The organism is Usitatibacter palustris, assembly GCF_013003985.1.
GTDB lineage: Bacteria > Pseudomonadota > Gammaproteobacteria > Burkholderiales > Usitatibacteraceae > Usitatibacter > Usitatibacter palustris.
The window spans coordinates 1,775,058-1,793,011 of sequence record NZ_CP053073.1 but is presented as its reverse complement, the minus strand read 5'-3'; the positions used below and the strand labels follow the sequence as shown (position 1 = coordinate 1,793,011).

Below are 17,954 nucleotides of genomic sequence, written 5' to 3'. Positions count from 1 at the left end.
CTGTAGGGGGTTAAGTGTTTTTTTATCAGTCAACGAATTCAAGCAGGTCCTTCGGGCCGTCGGCCCTCAGGATGACAGTCGCGTGAAGGCGTTCTTCGACGGCGATCGCCCGTCCTGGCCGCTGCGCCTCGGTGCGGCGGCCATCTGGCTGGTCATGGTGTGGGACCTCTTCGACCGCGTGCGCGACAACGCACCGTGGTCGTCGATCGTCACCTCCATCGGGCTCGTCACGTTCGTCACGCTCGCGGTGCTCCTCCCCTTCAGCTTCGGCGCGATACGGCCCGAGCCCGGCACGCCATCGCGCTGGGCGTGGGATGGAGTGGTGATCACGTCGGCGTTGTTCGCCCTGGGCGGATTGCTCGTGAGAACACTCGGATAAAAAGCAGGTCCTTCGGGCCCTTGGCCCTCAGGATGACAGTGAGGAGAACGTCTTTGAAGATCGGATTCATCGGCCTGGGCCACATGGGCAATCCCATGGTCCGCAACCTCCTGAAGCAGGGACACTCGCTGAAGGTGTACGACGTGGTCCCCGACCTCGTCAAGAAGGTGGTCGGCGACAAATGCGAGGCGGCCGCGTCCGTCGCGGAAGCCGGCAAGGGCGTGGAAGTCGTCATCACGATGCTTCCGTCATCGCCGCATGTCCGCAACGTGTACGGCGACCGCAACGGCCTCCTTGCGAGCATCGCACCCGGCACGTTCCTGATCGATTCATCCACCATCGATCCACTGACTTCGCGCGAAGTCGCGATGGACGCCCGAGCGAAGGATTGCCACATGGTCGACGCTCCCGTTTCCGGCGGCGTCGCCGGCGCGGAAGCCGCCACGCTCACGTTCATGGTCGGGGGCGAAGCGAAGGATTTCGAGACCGCCAAGCCCATCCTCCAGGCGATGGGCAAGAACATCGTGCACTGCGGCGGCATCGGCAACGGCCAGGTCGCGAAGATCTGCAACAACATGATGCTCGCCATCGAGATGATCGCGACCTCCGAGGGCATGACGCTCGCCGCGAAGCTCGGGATGGATCCAAAGGTGTTCGCCTCGATCGTGAACACCTCGAGCGGCCGCTGCTGGAGCTCGGACACTTACAACCCCTATCCGGGCGTGCTCGAGAACGTGCCGTCCTCGCGCAATTACACCGGCGGCTTCGGTGCCGACCTCATGCTGAAGGACCTCACGCTCGTGACCGAGGCCGCGAAATCCGCGAAGCATCCGGTGATGCTGGGTGCCATCGCACAGCAGATCTACCAGAAGCATTCGATCGACGGCAACGGCGGCAAGGATTTCTCGAGCGTGATCCTCCAGTACCTCAAACTCTGATCCCGGAGCCCGATACAAATGAAGAAGATCCTTTGCATCGCCCTCCCGGCCTTCGCGCTCCTGATGCCCGCCGGCGCCAACGCAGCGGCGTGCTTCACGGTCAGCGGCAACAAGGTCACGGTCCATGGCCTTTTCAAGGACAAGTCCACGACCGTGGATCTCTACGAGGAGCGCGACATGAGCGCCGTGGTTTCCGAAGGCTCCGAGAAGTACACGCTGTTCTTCATGATGATCAACCGCGACGCGGAGAAGAAGAACGTCAAGTCGTTCAAGGCATTGGTGAAGGGCCAGGAGAGGGACTACGCCTACCCGAAGGACGCCTGCAAGTAGGGGCCGCCCGCATGATCAAGCACCGCATCGACGGCCACACGGCCTTCATCACGATCGACAACCCGCCGGCCAACACCTGGACGCCCGAGAGCCTGCGCGCGCTCGAGCTGCTCGTCGGTGAATTGAACGCGAACCGCACGATCTACGCGGCGGTCATCACCGGCGCGGGCAGCAAGTTCTTCTCGGCGGGCGCGGACCTCCAGCACTTCAAGGGCGAGGACAAGGTGCTCGCGCGCCATTTCATCGCCTGCTTCGGCGCCGCATTCGAGGCACTCATGAACGCGCGCTTCGTCACGATCGCCGCGATCAACGGCTACGCGATGGGCGGCGGGCTCGAGTGCACGCTCGCCTGCGACATCCGGATCGCCGAGGAACACGCGCAGATGGCACTGCCCGAACCCGCGGTGGGCCTCCTGCCCGCCGGGTGCGGCACGCAGAACCTCCCGTGGCTCGTGGGCGAAGGCTGGGCCAAGCGGATCATCCTCACGAACGAGCGCGTCGATGCCGCGACGGCGCTGCGCATCGGGCTGGTGCAGGAGGTCGTGCCCAAAGGCGAGGCGCTCGCGAAAGCGACCGCGATGGCCGAGCGCGTCGGCGCGCTTTCCCCGCGGGCGATCGAGTACTGCAAGGGCCTCATCCACAACGCCCGCAACGGGATTCCACGGCGCGGCGGCCTCGCCCTCGAGCGCGAGCGCTTCATGGATCTCTTCGACCACGAAGACCAGGCCGAAGGCGTGACGGCGTTCCTCGAAAAGCGCAAGCCGGAATGGAAGAACGACTGACGGCGGCCGGCGGTGATCTCATCGCCGAGATCACCGAGGGCGTCGCGCGGATCACGCTCAACCGCCCGGCCGCACTCAACGCCATCACCATCGACATGCTGCGGGGCCTGCGCCGCTGGCTCGAGGCCTGGGCGCAGGACGATCGCGTGCGCACGGTCGAGATGCGTGGCGCGGGAGACAAGGCGTTCTGCGCGGGCGGCGACCTGCGGGCCCTGTACGACAGCTTCCGCGCCGGCGAGAAGAACCAGCTCGAGTACTTCACGCTCGAGTACGCGCTCGATCACTACATCCATCGCTACCCCAAGCCGATCACCGCGCACCTCGATGCCATCGTGATGGGCGGCGGCATGGGCGTCTCGCAAGGCGCGACGCTTCGCATCGTCGGCCCGCGCACGAAGATGGCGATGCCCGAGACCGCGATCGGCCTCTTCCCGGATGTCGGCGGCGGTTATTTCCTTTCGCGCACGCCCGGGCGGATCGGCGAATACCTGGGGCTCGTGGGGCCCACGCTGGGTGCGGCCGACGCGATCTACTGCGGGCTCGCCGACGAAGCGGTCGGCCTCGATCCGCTGCCCGCTTCCGAGCTCGAGCGCCTGCGTCCCGCGATCGACCGCCACTTCGCGCACGAATCCGTCGCGGCAATCATCGCCTCGCTGCAGGTCGAGACCCGGCCCGAATTCGCGGAGTGGGCCTCGAAGTGCCTCACCAAGCTCTCGCGGCACTCGCCCACGCTGCTGCTCGTGACGCTCGAACAGGTTCGCCGCAGCCGCACGATGGCGCTCGCCGATTGCTTCCGCATGGAACTGGTCATGGTCCAGACCTGCTTCGAGCAGGGCGACTTCATCGAAGGCATCCGCGCGCTGATCATCGACAAGGACAACACGCCGCACTGGAATCCGCCGCGGCTCGCCGACGTCGCGCCCGACGCAGTCGAGAGCTTCTTCTCGCCGCGCTGGAGCGCGCAAGGCCATCCCCTCGCCCACCTGAAAGATCCCGAATGAAGCTCGTCACCTACTCGAAGATTCCCGCCACCGGCACCCGTCACCCCGGCATCCTCCTCGACGACAAGCGCATCGTCGACCTCTCGGCCTCGGGGTTCACGACCGTGCTCGAGATCATCGGCGGCGGTGCGGGCGCGCTCGCGAAGCTGAAGGCGATCGCCGCCAAGTCCGATGCGCCGACCGTGTCGCTCGCCGACGTGAAGCTCCACGCCCCCATCCCGCGCCCGGCGAAGAACGTCTTCTGCGTGGGCTGGAACTACCTCGAGCATTTCGAGGAAGGCGCGAAGAAGCTCGAGGAAAAGCGCGAGCTTCCGAGGCACCCGGTGTTCTTCAGCAAGGCCGTGACCGCGGTGAACGATCCGTACGGCACGATCCCGTTCGATGCCGCCATCTCGACCTCGCTCGACTGGGAGGTGGAGCTCGGCGTGATCATCGGCACGGGCGGCAAGAACATCAGCGAAGCCGACGCGATGAAACACATCTTCGGCTACACGGTCATCAACGACGTCACCTGGCGCGATGTGCAGCGCCGCCACGGCGGCCAGTGGCACAAGGGCAAGAGCTTCGACGGCACCTGCCCCATGGGTCCGTGCATCGTCACGGCCGACCAGGTCGATCCCACCAACCTCAAGGTCGCCTGCCGCGTGAACGGCGTGACCAAGCAGGATTCCAGTACGAAGTTCCTCTACTTCAAGATCGAACGGCTGATCGCGGAGCTCTCCCAGGGCATGACCCTCGAGCCCGGCGACATCATTTCCACGGGGACCCCGGAAGGGGTCGGATTCGCCCGTACCCCGCCCGAGTTCCTGAAGCCCGGCGATCTCCTCGAAACCGAGATCGAGGGGATCGGGACTTTACGCAACACGATCGGGTGATTTCGCTAGAATAGTTGCCATGGTCAGCAAGATTCCCCCTGGCAGCTCTGTCCTCCCGCGGATGGGGATCTATCGGCTGGCGTCGGGGTTTCGCCAGCTCAGCACCAGCTACGCCGCCAAGTTTGCCCTCGCCGCGTTCGTCGGCACGCTGAGCCCCCTCGTCGTCTTCATCATCTATCTGCTGTTCGCGCGGTCCGACTGGGCGGGGATGTACCCGATCATCGTCGCGCTGATGCTGGCGTGCTTCATGGGCTTCCTCGGCACGCTGTGGCTGCTTCGCGAGTTGCTGGTGCCGATCGACCTCACCGCCGAGGCACTGCGCAACTACATCGATTCGCGCGCGATCCCCGATCTACCCGTGCACTTCCCCGACCGCGCCGGTCGGCTGATGGAGGGCACGCAATACACCCTCACGCAGTTGCACGAGACGATCAACCGGCTCGAGCGCGTGTCCGATACCGACGACCTCACCGGCATCTACAACCGGCGCGCCGGCGACAAGCGGCTCACCGAGGAAATCGCGCGTGCCGAACGGGACCTGCAGGGATTCCAGATCGCGTTCTTCGACATCAACGATTTCAAGAAGATCAACGACGCGCACGGCCACACCGCGGGCGATGCCTGCATCTCTCACGTCGCGGCGCTGCTGCAACTCAACACGCGGCGCGGCGACTGGGTCGCGCGCTGGGGTGGCGACGAGTTCGTCGTCGGCCTGCACCGCAACCGCGCGCTCAAGATGGTGATGGACCGCATCGTGAAGGCGATCTCCACGAGTCCCTGCGAGATCGAGCCGGGCAAGGAAATCAACGTCGCCGTGTCCGTGGGTGTTGCCGAATATCGCTTCGGCATGGGTGCCGCCGGCGTCCTCGCCGAGGCCGACAAGGCGATGTACATCGCCAAGGAAGAGTTCCGCAAGGATCGCCAGTCGCACATCTGCTACTGGAACGAAGTCTCCGCGGGCCGGCCCCAGCCGCCGCACGCAGCCGCCGCCGACTAGCGCGCTTGTCGTCGGCTTTTCGCGGTCCCGCGTTGAGAGGCCGTGACCTCTCGAAAACATGATTTGCACTCGCCTGATCCACAGGATCGCCAAAGTGATCCGCGGGATCAGTTCGAAGATCCCGTGGATCAGTCGAATGCAAACTCGCAATCAGAGACACGTGCGCAAGGCGTCCCACGTCGCGACCTGCGATACGTCGGATTCGACGTTCGCGCTCTTCGAGACCGCATGAACCTCACGCAGCGCCAGTTCGCGGGTCATTTCGGTTTTCCGGTAGCTACCCTTCGCCATTGGGAGCGAGGCAACCGCGTTCCCACGGGCACAGCGCTAGTGCTTCTTCACGTTATTCGCGAGAATCCGCGCGCCGTAATGACGGCCGTCAGGAAGGCGCGCGCAAGGGAGCCGGGTTGTTTCGGTGCAATCGAGAGGCCACGGTCATACCGCGCCCCGCCCGGGTTCGGGCAGCGGCCACCTCCACTACACCCGCGTGGGCCGCGGAAGTCGCGCTCGACCTAACCGGCGGGCGCGACCATCCCCCACGCGCTGAGCTCGGCCGTCACCGCGACGTACTCGGTCTCGATCCTCGCGAGCAGCGCCGCCGATTCCTCGAGCGTGCGTTCATGCCCCATCACTTCCATGTGCCGCGCGAGCGACGTGAGCGAGGTCGCGCCCACGTTGCCGCTGGAAGACTTGAGTGCGTGGGACGAGCGGGCGATCGCCACCGCATCGGCCTGCGCGACCGCCTCGCGAAGCGCCTTCATGCGGTTGCGCGAATCGCGCAGGTAGACATCGATCACGCGTGTCACGAGCTTGTCGCCGCTGCCCAGCGCGCGCAGGCCCTCGAGGACACTCGCGTCGAGGTGCGGGCTTGAATCGCGCACCTTGGCGGCAGGCTGCGCCACCGGCGTGGTCTTCACCGCGGGCAGCCAGGACATGAGCTTCCTCTCGAGCTCCTGCTGCGTGAACGGCTTGCTCATGTAGTCGTCCATGCCCGCGGCGAGGCAGTTGTCGCGATCGCCGTCGACCGCTCCGGCCGTGAACGCGATGATGGGCACGCGCGGCGAAGGTGCGCGCATGGCTTCGCGGCGCCGGATCTGCGCCGTGGCTTCGTAGCCGTCCATCTCGGGCATCTGGCAATCCATGAGCACGAGGTCGAAGACGGAGTGGTCGAGCGCGTCGAGGGCCTCGCGGCCGTTCTCCGCGATGCCCACCTCGCACCCCAGGTGCTTGAGCATGTGCACCGCCACTTCACGATTGACGGGGTTGTCCTCCACCAGCAGCACGCGTGCGGCGAAGCGCGCGCCGCGCGGCGCCGTCGGCAATGCGATCGGGCCGTCGGTCGTCTTCGCGAGGATTCCCATGAGGCAATCGAGGAGGTCGGACTGGCGAACGGGCTTCAGCAGGTAGTAATCGATCCCCGCGTGGCGCGCGGCGGCCTGGTCCACGCCGGTCGAGCTCAGCATCACGAGGTGCGCCTTGCCCAGCGTGGGATCGCCGCGGATCTCGCGCGCGAGCTCGAAGCCATCCATCTCGGGCATCACGTTGTCGAGGATGACCACGCGATAGTCGCGCTTGACCGCCGCGGCATCGCGCATCCTGAGCAGCGCAATCTCGCCGCTGGCCACTGAATCGTGGCGCACGCCGGTCGCATCGAGCTGGTAGCTGAGGATCTCGCGGTTCACGGCGTTGTTCTCGACGGCCAGCACGCGCAGGCCCTGCAGCAGCGAGGGTGTCGAGGGAATCTCGCCCACCTGCTTTGCCAGCCGTACCTTGAACCAGAATCGCGAACCCGCGCCCGGCGTGCTGTGCACGCCGATCTCGCCGCCCATCTTCTCGACGAGCTGCTTGCAGATCGGCAGGCCCAGCCCCGTGCCGCCCTGGCGGCGTCCGAACTGGCCATCGATCTGCGTGAACATCTCGAAGATCTTGTCGATGTGCTGCTCGGCGATGCCGATGCCCGTGTCGGAGACTTCGAAGCGCAGCCACAGTGCGTCTTCCGTTTCAGCATCCCAGGCCACGCGCACGACGACCGAACCCTTGTCGGTGAACTTGATCGCATTGCCCACGAGGTTCACGAGCACCTGGCGAAGACGACCCGCGTCGCCAACCACGCGCGCGGGAAGCACGGGGGCGAGCGCGCAGCCCAGGGTGAGCTCCTTGCGGCGCGCGCCCTCGGCGAGCGAGGCGATGACCTCGTCGGTGAGCTCGCGGATGTCGAACGGCGCGTGCACCAGCTCGAGCTTGCCGGCCTCGACCTTCGACAGGTCGAGGATGTCGTTGATGACCCGCAGCAACGAGGCGCCGGAGCGATGCGCCGTCTCCGCGAAGCGTCGCTGGGTCGTGTCGAGCGTCGTGCCGAGGAGGAGCTCGGTCATTCCCAGCACGCCGTTCATCGGCGTGCGGATCTCGTGGCTCATCATCGCGAGGAATTCGCTCTTCGCGCGATTGGCGGCCTGGGCCGCATCGCGTGCGACCGCGAGCTCGCGCGTGCGATCGGCAATCAGCGCGTGCAGGTTGTCCTGGTGGTGCTTGAGCTCGGCCTCGATCTTGCGGCGGCGCTCGATTTCCTCGGAGAGCCGGCGATTGCGCTCCGTGAGGTCGCGCGAGGCGAGGCGGCTTTGCATTGAGAGGCCCAGCGTCATCGCGATGATCAACATCGTGACGGTGGCGATCCCCGCGGCGAGCGGCACCGGGTTGAGGCCGTTGCCCGTTTCGATCGCTCCCGTGCCCACGCACACCGTCGCGTACATGCCCGTGTAGTGCATGCCGCAGATCGCAAGGCCCATCACGGCCGCGGAGAGCACCTTGTGCCGGGTCTTCGTTCCCTCGAGCCAGAAGACCAGCCACAGCGCGATCGTCGAGCAGACGATGGCATTCAGGATCGAGAGCAGGAACGGACCGGGGTAGTAGAGGACCAGCGCATCGAGGCGCATCGCCGCCATGCCGGTGTAGTGCATGGTGCAGATGCCCAGGCCCATGACCACGCCGCCGAAGGCGAGCTTGAGCCGGGAAAGTGTGGGCCGCGTGACGAGGTCCAGCGCGAAGCCGGAGATGACCACGGCAACCGCCATCGACAGCAACGTGGTCGGCAGGTCGAAGAGCACCGGAACGGGCAGCTTGTACGCAAGCATCGCCACGAAGTGCATGCACCAGATGCCCGCGCCCATCGCGAAGGCGCCGCCGAAGAGCCACGAATAGGAGCGGCGGGGATCGTTGCGATGCTCGCGGACATGGCCGGCGAGCTCGACCGCGCAGTAGGCGGCAAAGGACGCGACGAAATACGAAAGCGCGACCAGCGCCGGGTCGTAGCTGGCCGGCAGCGGCGACCCGGGCAGCGGCCCGGTGATGAAGTTCAGCAGTCCGTCCATCGGCAATCCCTCCCCCTGCACGAGTGTGACCCGCTTCCCGGCCGGCGCCAGTGAAGCAGGTCACATATTCGTGGAGGCCCGACGTGCTACCAGGGCGGGGTGGTCGTCGACGTTTCCTTGGCCTTCGTGTAGTCGATCATCGCCTGGTTCACGGCACCCGCGCCCTTGACGATGCCCTTGCCGATCGATTCCCACACCGTGTCGGGCTTGGGCGGCGCGGTGGTGATGCGGTCCCAGATCCAGCCCAGGTTGTTGCCCGGGCCCGAGCCACGATAGATCGCGAGGTTGGGCTCGCGCATGTTGTCGTTCTGCAGCGCGAGGAAGTAGTACGGCGGCGTCGCATTCAGGCCCTTGCCCGGGTAGCAGTTCACGTGGCCCTTGTTGTCGGCGGGACCCGTGCCTTTGTAGACGCAGAAGTTGCCATCGCCTTGCATGATCGCGAAGTACTTGCCGTTTCCCGGACTGGCGCCGCGCAGCGTGCACCACTTGTTGCTGCCGTGGATCTTCGCGGGGCTCGAGCCCTGGTAGATGCAGAAGTTGCCGTCGGACTGCATCGCGGCGATGAAGTGGGCGCCTTCGCTCACCATGTACTCGCCATCCTTGATGTAGTCCCCGGCGCGCATGAAGCTCTTGCCGTGCGCGGAGCGCGGCGGATCCTTGAAGTCGTCGAAGGCGATGGCGTACTTGTAGACGTTCTCGTCGCAGTAGTGGTGCCACACGTTCTTGAGGATGTGGACGCCGCCCTTCCCCTTCACCACCTCGTGCCACACCCCGCCCCACCAGCCCTTGTTGCAGCCGGCCGCCCACTGCGTGTACGACACTTTTTTCGCGTCGCCGCTGGCGCTCGGGGCGCGCAACTCGTTCTGGCCGTGCTTGATGAAGTGCATCAGCAGGTCGTCGGGCTTGTAGCCGATGACCTTCTGCAGGTCGGGATATTTGTCGTGGTAGTACCGGGCGTCGAATTGCGGGTACGCGGCCTTGGCCTGTTCGATGGTCTGGGCCTGGACAGCGGGGACGACCGAGGCGAGTACTGCAGCGGCGGCGAGGCCGCGCAGGTGCGAGGTTTTCATGTGTGCGCATTTCCCTGTAGTTGTATGAAGCGAGCCCCCTTTGGGGACGCCAGGCCATTCTATGTGCGCGAGCGGACGCACGCGCCGAGACCAAGGTCGCGTCCTACAAGATCGCGGTTGCACTTGAAAGACTCGCCCGGCGGCGCCATGTCGAGTCCATGACCCCCTACGCGATCGGTTTCGTCCTCCTCCTCGTCATCGCGGGTCTCGTCGGGGGGCCGCTGTTTGCCGCGTACCGCCGGCGCAAGGCGCGCGATATGCCCTTCCCCGCCGCCTGGCGCGAAATCATCGACCGCCGCGTGCCCCTCGCCCGCAACCTGCCCCCGTCCCTGCGCCTCCAGTTGGAAGCGCGGATCCAGGTCTTCCTGCTCGAGAAGAACTTCATCGGCTGCGACGACGTGGCCATCACCGACGAGATGCGCATCACCATCGCCGCGCAAGCCTGCCTGCTCGTCCTCAACCGCAAGAGCACGCCTTATCCCAACCTGCGGCAAATCCTCGTCTACCCGGGCGCGTTCCTTGTCGACCGGATCCGGCCGGAGCCGTCGGGCATCCTTCAGGAAGAGCGGCGCGCGCTTTCCGGCGAATCGTGGACGCAGGGTCAGGTGGTGCTTTCCTGGGAAGACACGCTGAACGACGCCGCCATTGCCGACGATGGACGAAACGTTGTGATCCACGAATTCGCGCACCAGCTCGATCAGGAAAAAGGCTACGCGAACGGCGCGCCCTGGCTCGGCAACCGCGACCGCTATCCGAGCTGGTCGCAGGTCCTCGCTTATGAATTCGCCATGCTCCAGCAGGCCGCGTTCACGGGCCAGCCTTCGCTGCTCAATCACTACGGCGCGACCAACCCCGCGGAGTTTTTCGCGGTCGCGACGGAGGTCTTCTTCGAGCAGCCGCAGGCGATGGCGCACATGCACCCGGCGCTCTATGCGGAGTTCGCGAATCTCTATCGCGTGGACCCCGCGCAGTGGCCGAGGTCATGAGACCAATGTCCTGATTCTCATTCCGCCCGGGCTTTGGCATGATCTGCGTCAGCAGGTCTCAAAAACGAGCCTTCCCAGGGAGAATCACGGTGCACAAAAAAGCGATCCAGTCGGCCGCGCTCGCGTTCGTCGCGATGGCCGCCGTTTTCGGCGCAGGTAGCGCCTCGGCAAGGCAATGCGTCGCGAACAAGGGCGGTTACCTCGTCGACGTGAAGTGGTACCCGTCCGACGCGATCCACCTCGACGACAAGGGCAAGCTCGCCACGTCGAAGCCCGTGAAGCAGGCCAAGGGCGGCATTCCGGTCCTGCAGGGATCCTGCAACGAAACGAACGAGCAACTGACCGCCGTGGTCGCGGTCGTGGCTTGCATCGGCTATGTGCCCATGAATGGCGGTGCGCCCGTCAATTGCTCGCCGGTTGCCACGCGCGGTCCCGTCGAGGTGCTTCCGGGCACCCTGCCCGCCTCGGCGTCGTGCGACAAGGGCTGCATGCACAAGCCGCACCTCGCCACCAAGGTCAAGGACGACGCGGCCCTCGGGGTTTCATGGGGAGCGCCTCCGCAGATCATCGTCGTGGGCACGATTCCCGCCGGCAAGACACTCGAGCTGAGCGGCACGACCGGACGAGTGGTGTACTCGATCAAGTAAGGACGCGCCGGTCAAATCTTGGGAGTGATCTTCCAGAGTTCCCCTCTGGTTTCGTCGGTGACGACGTACAGCGCGCCGTCCGGCCCTTCGCGCACGTCGCGGATGCGTTGCCCGCGATCCTGGAAGAGCCGTTCCTCGCCCGTGACTCGATCTCCCTCCATCACGAGGCGCACCAGGAATTTGTCCTTGAGCCCGCCGATGAAGAGATTGCCTTTCCACTTCGGGAACGCCTTGCCGGAATAGAACTGCGCGCCCGACGGGGCGATCACCGGATCCCAGTAGTACGCGGGCTGCTCGTAGCCGGGGCGATCGGTCACCGCGCCCTCGATCGGACGCCCGTTGTATTCCTCGCCGTAGGCCTGGATCGGCCAGCCGTAGTTGCTGCCCTTGCGCACGAGGTTCAGCTCGTCGCCGCCCTGCGTGCCGTGCTCGATGACCCAGAGCTTCCCCTGCGCATCGAAGGCGGCCGCCTGCACGTTGCGGTGACCCAGCGACCAGACTTCCTTCATCGCGCCCGCTTCCGTTGTGAACGGATTGCCATCGGCCGGCGCGCCCTCGGGCGTGATGCGCATCACCTTGCCCATGTGGTTGTCCTTCTGCTGCGCGAGCTTGCGCATGGGCGTGTCGGAGCGCTCGCCGGTCGTCACGTAGAGCATCCCGTCGGGCCCGAACGCGAGCCGCGAGCCGTAGTGCTTGTCGCCCTTGTACGTGGGCATGGCGCGGAAGATGACCTTCACTTGCTCGAGCGCCGTGCGCTCGGAATTGAGCACGCCCTTCGCGACGCTGGTGGCATTGCCGCCTTCGCGCGGCTCGGAGAAGGAAAAGTAGATCGTGCGGTCGTTGGCGAACGTGGGGCTCAGCGCCACGTCGAGCAAGCCGCCCTGCCCCTTGTCGTCGACCTTGGGAACGCCCGAGATCGGCGCCTTCACCTCACCCCTGGCCGTGACGATGCGCAGTTGCCCGGCCTTCTCGGTGACAAGGAGCTCGCCGTTGGGCATCGGCTCCACGGCCCAGGGCTTCACCAGGTTCTTCGCGAGGACGGTGACGGTGTAGCCATCGCTCTTCGCTTCACACGCGCGCGTTTGCTGCGCGAACGCAGGCTTCTGGTCGGGCGCGTTGGGCGGACGGACTTCGAGGGGATTGGCGCACTGCGCCTGCGCGAAAGCCGGCGCAACTGCGACCGCGAGTGAAGCAAGGACGAACGGGGGGCGCATCGGCGGCTCCGGAGGCAGGGGACTCTTCAGTGTCCCCCCGAGGCCGCGGGGTTTCAGTCAGCGGGGTCCTACTGAAGCCTAGTACCGCCTCACCCCGGGATCGACCGACAGCGACCAGCCGTCGATCCCATCGCTCACGTTGCTGACGTTCTCGAAACCCAGCTGCGCAAAGTGTTGCGCCGCCTGCCGGCTGCGTTCGCCGTGGTGGCAGGTGAAGACAAGGGGCGTGTCGTGATCGAGCTGGGTCAGCGCGTCGTACGACCCCTGGTCGAGCAGCCTTGATCCGTGAATCTCGGCAATCGAGCGCTCGGCGCGCGTGCGCACGTCGATGAGTTCAAAGGTCTCGCCGCGATCGAACATCGCCTTGAGCTCGGTGGCGGGGATTTCCCGGACGACAGGTGCGTTGGCCATGGGAAGCAGTCTAACCGGACACAACCTTTTACCGCTGCGCCGCACCGCCGGCCGCGGTTCCCGATATGATTTCATTTGAGGAAAACGTCATGTCGGCATCCGAAACACCCTCCGGGTCCTCCGGTTTCTCCGTCGTCGAGCTCGCGCTCCGACGCCCGTACACGTTCATCGTGATGGCGATGCTGATCGTGCTCGCCACGCCCTTCGCCCTGCTGAAGATGCCCACGGACGTGTTCCCGGAGATCGACATCCCGGTGATCAGCGTCGTGTGGAACTACCGGGGGCTCTCGGCCCAGGAGATGGGCCAGCGGGTGACCGGCCAGTCCGAACGCGCGCTCACCACGACCGTGAGCGACATCGAGCACATCGAAAGCCAGTCGCTCGCCGGCGTGTCCGTCACGAAGATCTTCTTCCAGCCCAACGCCAACATCCAGACCGCGATCGCGCAGGTCGTCGCGATCATGCAGACGATGCTGCGGCAGCTTCCGCCGGGCACCACCCCGCCGCTCATCATCAAGTACTCGGCTTCGAGCATTCCGGTCGTCCAGCTTGCGATCTCGAGCCCGGGCATGTCGGAGCAGGGGCTCTTCGACACCGCGGTCAACCAGCTTCGCCCGCAGCTCATCACCATCCCGGGTGCCGCGATTCCCTGGCCCTACGGCGGCAAGGAGCGCTTCGTCTCGGTCGACATCGACCTGCAGGCGCTCCAGGCGCGCAACATGAGCCCGGCGGACGTGGTGAATGCGATCAACACGCAGAACCTGATCCTGCCCTCGGGCACGGCCAAGTTCGGCGCGACCGAGTTCAACGTGAACCTCGAGTCCTCGACGGACGCGATCTCCGGGTTGAACGATCTTCCGGTGCGCACGTCCGGGGGTGCCACGGTCTACCTGAAGGACGTCGCATTCGTCCGCGACGGCTTCCGGCCGCAAACCAACGTCGTGCGCCAGGACGGCCAGCGCGGCGTGCTGCTCTCGGTGCTGAAGAACGGCGGCGCATCGACGCTCGACATCGTGAACAACCTGCGCGACATCCTGCCGCGCGCGGCACAGCTCCTTCCGCCCGACGTGAAGGTCACGCCCCTCTTCGACCAGTCCATCTTCGTGAAGGCGGCCGTGATGGGCGTGGTGATCGAAGCGCTGATCGCCGCGGGCCTCACCGCGCTCATGGTGCTGCTCTTCCTCGGCAACTGGCGCAGCACCTTCATCATCGCGCTCACGATTCCGCTCTCGATCCTCGCCTCCATCCTCATGCTGCGTGCGCTGGGCGAGACGCTGAACCTCATGACGCTCGGGGGCCTCGCGCTCTCGGTCGGGATATTGGTGGACCAGGCGATCGTCACCATCGAGAACATCGAGCGGCACCTGCACAACGGCGTGGAGCTGCACGAAGCCATCATCGTGGGTGCTGGCGAGATCGGCGTGCCCGCCTTCGTCGCCACACTGTGCATCTGCATCGTGTTCGTGCCGATGTTCTTCCTCACCGGCGTGGCCAGGTTCCTCTTCGTGCCGATGGCCGAGGCGGTGTGCTTCGCGATGGTCTTCTCGTACATCCTGTCGCGGACCCTCGTCCCGACGCTCGTGATGCTGCTCATGCGTGGGCAGAAGCATGGCGGGGATGAGAAACCCAATGCGCTGACGCGTCTCTACCGTGCGTTCGATGCGCGGTTCGAGCGCATGCGCGCCTGGTATGCGGCGGTGCTCGCGGCGGTGCTCGCCCGGCGCGCGGCCTTCGCGGCGATCTTCTTCGGCTTCACCGCGGTCTCGTGCCTGCTCTATCCCTTCCTCGGCCGGGACTTCTTCCCGACCGTCGACGCGGGCCAGATCAAGCTGCACTTCCGCGCCGCCACCGGAACGCGCATCGAGGAAACCGCGCGTATCGCCGATCGCATCGAGGTCGCGATCCGCGAGATCGTGCCCAAGGAAGAGCTCGAGACGATCCTCGACAACATCGGCGTGCCCAACAGCGGCATCAATCTTTCGTACAGCAACTCCGGGACGATCGGCACGCTCGACGGCGAGATCCTGATGTCGCTTCGCAAAGGCCACCGGCCCACGGAAGAGTTCGTGACGGAGCTCCGACGCGAGCTGCCCAAGCGCTTCCCCGGCATCGAGTTCTTCTTCCAGCCCGCCGACATCGTCACGCAGATCCTCAACTTCGGACTTCCGGCCGCGATCGACATCCAGTTCTCCGGCAACAACATGCAGAAGAACGCGGAGCTCGCCGCCGAGCTCACGCGCAAGATCCGCGAGGTTCCCGGTGCGGTCGACGCGCACGTGCACCAGCGGCTCGACTATCCGGGCGTGAACCTCCAGGTCGATCGCACGCGCGCCCAGGCGATGGGACTCTCCACCGCGAACGTGGGCCAGAACCTGCTCATCGCGCTCGCCGGCAGCTCGCAGACCTCGCCCGCCTTCTGGCTGAATCCGCAGAACGGCGTGGTCTACAACCTCGCGGTGCAGACGCCCGAGTACAACGTGGACTCCATGGATGCGTTGCTCAACATCCCCGTCGCCGATCCGGGCGCAGCCCCGGGACGCGCGCCGCAGGTGCTGGGCAACCTCGTGGATGCGAAGGCGTCGCGGTCGCCCGCCATCGTCTCGCGCTACAACATCATTCCGGTGATCGATGTCTACGTGAGCGTCCAGGGCCGCGACCTCGCCGCGGTGGCCGGTGACATCGACAAGCTCGTGGCCGAGACGCGAGCCAAGCTGCCGCGCGGCTCCACGCTCGAGGTGCGCGGCCAGGTCGAGACGATGCGCGCGTCGTTCATCGGCCTGGGCGTCGGTCTCGCGATGGCGATCGTGCTGGTCTACCTGCTCATCGTCGTGAACTTCCAGTCGTGGATCGACGCGGTGATCATCATCGCCGCCCTACCCGCCGCACTTGCCGGCATCGCGTGGATGCTCTTCATCACCGGCACCACGCTTTCGGTCCCGGCGCTGACCGGCGCGATCATGACGATGGGGGTCGCGACGGCGAACTCCATCCTGCTCGTGTCCTTCGCGCGCGATCGCGAAGCCGCCGGCGTCGCGCCCAACGCGGCCGCGCTCGAAGCCGGCGCCACGCGGATTCGCCCGGTGCTCATGACGGCGCTCGCGATGATCATCGGCATGATCCCGATGGCGCTGGGCATGGGCGAAGGCGGCGAGCAGAACGCGCCGCTGGGCCGCGCCGTGATCGGCGGCCTGGCACTCGCCACCGTCTCCACCCTTCTCTTCGTGCCGGTGGTCTACGCCGCCGTGCACGAGTGGCTGCTTGCCCGCGCTTCGCGGCGCGTGCCGCCTTCCGCACATCCCCAGGAGTCGCTGCAGCATGACTGACGAATCCCGAACTGCCATTCGCCGCGCGAAGCTCGTCGCGATCGTGATCCTCGTACTCCTGGCGCTGGGCGCCGGGCGCACGGTGTTCATGCGCCACACGAATGCAAAGACGCTCGAGGCCAACGCCGCGGACTCGGCGAAGCTCTACGTGCAGGTGGCCGCACCGAAGATCGGCGGCACGGGCGAGACGGTTGTGCTCGCCGGTTCGCTTCAAGGTGCGACGCAGGCGCCGCTGTCGTCGCGCGCCAGCGGCTACCTCAAGCGCTGGACGAAGGACATCGGTTCGGTCGTGGAGAAAGGCGAGCTGCTCGCGGAGATCGAGAGCCCCGAGATCGACCAGCAGCTCACGCAGGCACGGGCGGCGCGCCAGCAATCGGCCGCAAGTCTCGCGCTCGCCAAGAGCACGATGGATCGCTACGAGGAACTCAAGAAGACCGGATTCGTGGCGCAGCAGAGCCTCGACGAGCGCCGCGGCGCGTACGCGCAGGCGCAGGCGAATCTCGCGGAGGCCGACGCCAATGTGGAGCGCCTGAAGCAGCTCGAAAGCTTCCGTCGCGTCGTGGCGCCGTTCCGCGGCGTCATCACCCGCCGCAACGTCGACGTCGGTGACCTCATCGACGCGGGCTCGGGCCGCCCGCTCTTCATCCTCACGCAGGCCGATTCGCTGCGCGTGTATGTGAACGTGCCGCAATCGTCCGCTCACCTTGTGAAGGCCGGACAGAAGGTGAACATCACGCAGGGCGAATTGCGCGGGCGGGTCTTCGAAGGCCAGGTCGCGCGCACGTCCGCGGCGATCGATCCCAACACCCGCACCATGCAGGTGGAGATCGCGCTCGACAACAAGGACGGGGCGCTGCTGCCCGGCGCCTACGTGCAGGTCGCCCTGCCGCTCACCGCCGCCAAGGAAATGGTGATCCCGGCCAACGCCCTCATCATCCGCGCCGAGGGTGTGCAGGTGGCCGCGGTGGAAGCCGGCAAGGTTCGGCTCCAGGCGATCAAGGTCGGGCGCAACCTCGGGACGAGCGTCGAAGTGATCGACGGCCTCAAGGGCACGGAGCAACTCGTGCTCAATCCGCCCGACTCCATCGTCAACGGCGACGCGGTGACGATCGCGAAGTAGCTAGAGCTTCGAGGCCTGCCGCACCAGCAGGCGCCATTCGCCGGCGCGCTTCTGCCACACCATGAGCAGGTTGAACTCGACCTTCTGCGCCGTGCCCGTGGTCATCACATCGAGGCTCATGCGGCCGCGCGTGACGGCGAGGTCGTTGCCGACCATCGTGGTGGTGGCGTTGGTGAGCTGCACGTTCGCGAGAATGCTCTTCTTGTTGACGAGCCCGTCGATGAGGGTGGCTTGCGTATCCACCGCCCCACCCGAATGTCCGTAGCTGAGCTCCGGCCAAAGGAGCTTCTCGAGTGCCGCCCGGTCGGGCGACATCATCGCCTTCACCAGGGCCTCTGACGCACTGACGACGCTGGCCGCGTCGGGCGATTGGGCGGCAGCGGAACCGGCGATAGTCACTGCAAGGACGAGCGCGGCGAGGGACTTCTTCACGGATCTACTCCTCCTGTTGTCGGCGGGCTTCCTTTATAGCAAGCCGAAAGCCCCGAAAGTAGACAACCGGAAAAGTACAAC

At 65.9% G+C, this 17,954-nt stretch carries 17 protein-coding genes; 12 read left to right on the top strand and 5 right to left on the bottom strand.

Annotated elements, in window-relative coordinates; genetic code table 11:
• Window positions 1–82: 82 nt before the first annotated feature.
• The 8 genes from DSM104440_RS08930 (at window position 83) to DSM104440_RS19615 (ending at window position 5,818) form a co-directional block, all read left to right on the top strand.
• Window positions 83–379, top strand: coding sequence for a hypothetical protein (locus tag DSM104440_RS08930; protein ID WP_171161790.1), 297 nt, complete (start codon window positions 83–85; stop codon window positions 377–379).
• Between the two features lie 53 nt (window positions 380–432).
• Complete coding sequence (mmsB, locus tag DSM104440_RS08925) at window positions 433–1,317, top strand: 3-hydroxyisobutyrate dehydrogenase (RefSeq protein WP_171161788.1); 885 nt, start codon at window positions 433–435, stop codon at window positions 1,315–1,317.
• Between the two features lie 18 nt (window positions 1,318–1,335).
• On the top strand, window positions 1,336–1,647 hold the full coding sequence (locus DSM104440_RS08920; protein ID WP_171161786.1) for a hypothetical protein: 312 nt from the start codon (window positions 1,336–1,338) through the stop codon (window positions 1,645–1,647).
• An 11-nt stretch (window positions 1,648–1,658) separates the two neighbouring features.
• Entirely contained in the window at window positions 1,659–2,429 is a 771-nt protein-coding gene (locus tag DSM104440_RS08915; protein ID WP_171161784.1) for an enoyl-CoA hydratase, read from the top strand.
• Window positions 2,414–3,430: an enoyl-CoA hydratase/isomerase family protein gene (locus DSM104440_RS08910; RefSeq protein WP_171161781.1), complete on the top strand. Its 1,017-nt coding sequence runs from the start codon at window positions 2,414–2,416 to the stop codon at window positions 3,428–3,430. Before DSM104440_RS08915 ends, DSM104440_RS08910 begins: the two co-directional genes overlap by 16 nt.
• Window positions 3,427–4,305: a fumarylacetoacetate hydrolase family protein gene (locus DSM104440_RS08905; protein WP_171161780.1), complete on the top strand. Its 879-nt coding sequence runs from the start codon at window positions 3,427–3,429 to the stop codon at window positions 4,303–4,305. The genes DSM104440_RS08910 and DSM104440_RS08905 overlap by 4 nt, the downstream gene beginning before the upstream one ends.
• A gap of 19 nt (window positions 4,306–4,324) precedes the next feature.
• Window positions 4,325–5,302: a GGDEF domain-containing protein gene (locus tag DSM104440_RS08900; RefSeq protein WP_171161778.1), complete on the top strand. Its 978-nt coding sequence runs from the start codon at window positions 4,325–4,327 to the stop codon at window positions 5,300–5,302.
• A gap of 228 nt (window positions 5,303–5,530) precedes the next feature.
• On the top strand, window positions 5,531–5,818 hold the full coding sequence (locus DSM104440_RS19615) for a helix-turn-helix domain-containing protein (RefSeq protein WP_171161776.1): 288 nt from the start codon (window positions 5,531–5,533) through the stop codon (window positions 5,816–5,818).
• On the opposite strand, the gene DSM104440_RS08890 is transcribed toward DSM104440_RS19615, so the two are convergent.
• Entirely contained in the window at window positions 5,815–8,670 is a 2,856-nt protein-coding gene (locus DSM104440_RS08890) for a response regulator (protein ID WP_171161774.1), read from the bottom strand. The two genes, DSM104440_RS19615 and DSM104440_RS08890, sit on opposite strands and share 4 nt — an antisense overlap.
• Window positions 8,671–8,756: 86 nt before the next feature.
• Complete coding sequence (locus tag DSM104440_RS08885; protein ID WP_171161772.1) at window positions 8,757–9,740, bottom strand: hypothetical protein; 984 nt, start codon at window positions 9,738–9,740, stop codon at window positions 8,757–8,759.
• A 158-nt stretch (window positions 9,741–9,898) separates the two neighbouring features.
• Between DSM104440_RS08885 and DSM104440_RS08880 the strand changes: the two genes are divergently transcribed.
• Both DSM104440_RS08880 and DSM104440_RS08875 read left to right on the top strand, forming a co-directional pair.
• Window positions 9,899–10,726, top strand: a complete 828-nt coding sequence (locus DSM104440_RS08880; protein ID WP_171161770.1) for a M90 family metallopeptidase — start codon at window positions 9,899–9,901, stop codon at window positions 10,724–10,726.
• A gap of 89 nt (window positions 10,727–10,815) precedes the next feature.
• The gene (locus DSM104440_RS08875) at window positions 10,816–11,373 is read left to right on the top strand and encodes a hypothetical protein (protein ID WP_171161768.1); all 558 of its coding nucleotides are present in this window, start codon (window positions 10,816–10,818) and stop codon (window positions 11,371–11,373) included.
• Between the two features lie 11 nt (window positions 11,374–11,384).
• Here DSM104440_RS08875 and DSM104440_RS08870 read toward each other — a convergent pair whose 3' ends face one another.
• Together DSM104440_RS08870 and DSM104440_RS08865 are read right to left on the bottom strand one after the other, a co-directional pair.
• On the bottom strand, window positions 11,385–12,587 hold the full coding sequence (locus DSM104440_RS08870; protein ID WP_171161766.1) for a PQQ-dependent sugar dehydrogenase: 1,203 nt from the start codon (window positions 12,585–12,587) through the stop codon (window positions 11,385–11,387).
• A 78-nt stretch (window positions 12,588–12,665) separates the two neighbouring features.
• Complete coding sequence (locus DSM104440_RS08865; RefSeq protein ID WP_171161764.1) at window positions 12,666–12,998, bottom strand: rhodanese-like domain-containing protein; 333 nt, start codon at window positions 12,996–12,998, stop codon at window positions 12,666–12,668.
• Between the two features lie 89 nt (window positions 12,999–13,087).
• Between DSM104440_RS08865 and DSM104440_RS08860 the strand changes: the two genes are divergently transcribed.
• Together DSM104440_RS08860 and DSM104440_RS08855 are read left to right on the top strand one after the other, a co-directional pair.
• Entirely contained in the window at window positions 13,088–16,321 is a 3,234-nt protein-coding gene (locus tag DSM104440_RS08860; protein ID WP_171161762.1) for an efflux RND transporter permease subunit, read from the top strand.
• Entirely contained in the window at window positions 16,314–17,441 is a 1,128-nt protein-coding gene (locus DSM104440_RS08855) for an efflux RND transporter periplasmic adaptor subunit (RefSeq protein ID WP_171161761.1), read from the top strand. Before DSM104440_RS08860 ends, DSM104440_RS08855 begins: the two co-directional genes overlap by 8 nt.
• On the opposite strand, the gene DSM104440_RS08850 is transcribed toward DSM104440_RS08855, so the two are convergent.
• Window positions 17,442–17,873 (bottom strand): nuclear transport factor 2 family protein, encoded by a 432-nt coding sequence (locus DSM104440_RS08850; RefSeq protein ID WP_171161759.1) that lies wholly within the window; start codon window positions 17,871–17,873, stop codon window positions 17,442–17,444.
• Window positions 17,874–17,954: the final 81 nt, after the last annotated feature.

Bases quoted from the DNA above. Each gene is read 5' to 3' on its own strand.
- DSM104440_RS08865 (WP_171161764.1), bottom strand. From the start codon at position 12,998: ATGGCCAACGCACCTGTCGTCCGGGAAATCCCCGCCACCGAGCTCAAG.
- DSM104440_RS08920 (WP_171161786.1), top strand. From the start codon at position 1,336: ATGAAGAAGATCCTTTGCATCGCCCTCCCGGCCTTCGCGCTCCTGATG.
- DSM104440_RS19615 (WP_171161776.1), top strand. From the start codon at position 5,531: ATGAACCTCACGCAGCGCCAGTTCGCGGGTCATTTCGGTTTTCCGGTA.
- DSM104440_RS08915 (WP_171161784.1), top strand. From the start codon at position 1,659: ATGATCAAGCACCGCATCGACGGCCACACGGCCTTCATCACGATCGAC.
- DSM104440_RS08890 (WP_171161774.1), bottom strand. From the start codon at position 8,670: ATGGACGGACTGCTGAACTTCATCACCGGGCCGCTGCCCGGGTCGCCG.
- DSM104440_RS08855 (WP_171161761.1), top strand. From the start codon at position 16,314: ATGACTGACGAATCCCGAACTGCCATTCGCCGCGCGAAGCTCGTCGCG.
- DSM104440_RS08860 (WP_171161762.1), top strand. From the start codon at position 13,088: ATGTCGGCATCCGAAACACCCTCCGGGTCCTCCGGTTTCTCCGTCGTC.
- DSM104440_RS08900 (WP_171161778.1), top strand. From the start codon at position 4,325: ATGGTCAGCAAGATTCCCCCTGGCAGCTCTGTCCTCCCGCGGATGGGG.
- DSM104440_RS08910 (WP_171161781.1), top strand. From the start codon at position 2,414: ATGGAAGAACGACTGACGGCGGCCGGCGGTGATCTCATCGCCGAGATC.
- DSM104440_RS08905 (WP_171161780.1), top strand. From the start codon at position 3,427: ATGAAGCTCGTCACCTACTCGAAGATTCCCGCCACCGGCACCCGTCAC.
- DSM104440_RS08885 (WP_171161772.1), bottom strand. From the start codon at position 9,740: ATGAAAACCTCGCACCTGCGCGGCCTCGCCGCCGCTGCAGTACTCGCC.
- DSM104440_RS08870 (WP_171161766.1), bottom strand. From the start codon at position 12,587: ATGCGCCCCCCGTTCGTCCTTGCTTCACTCGCGGTCGCAGTTGCGCCG.
- DSM104440_RS08880 (WP_171161770.1), top strand. From the start codon at position 9,899: ATGACCCCCTACGCGATCGGTTTCGTCCTCCTCCTCGTCATCGCGGGT.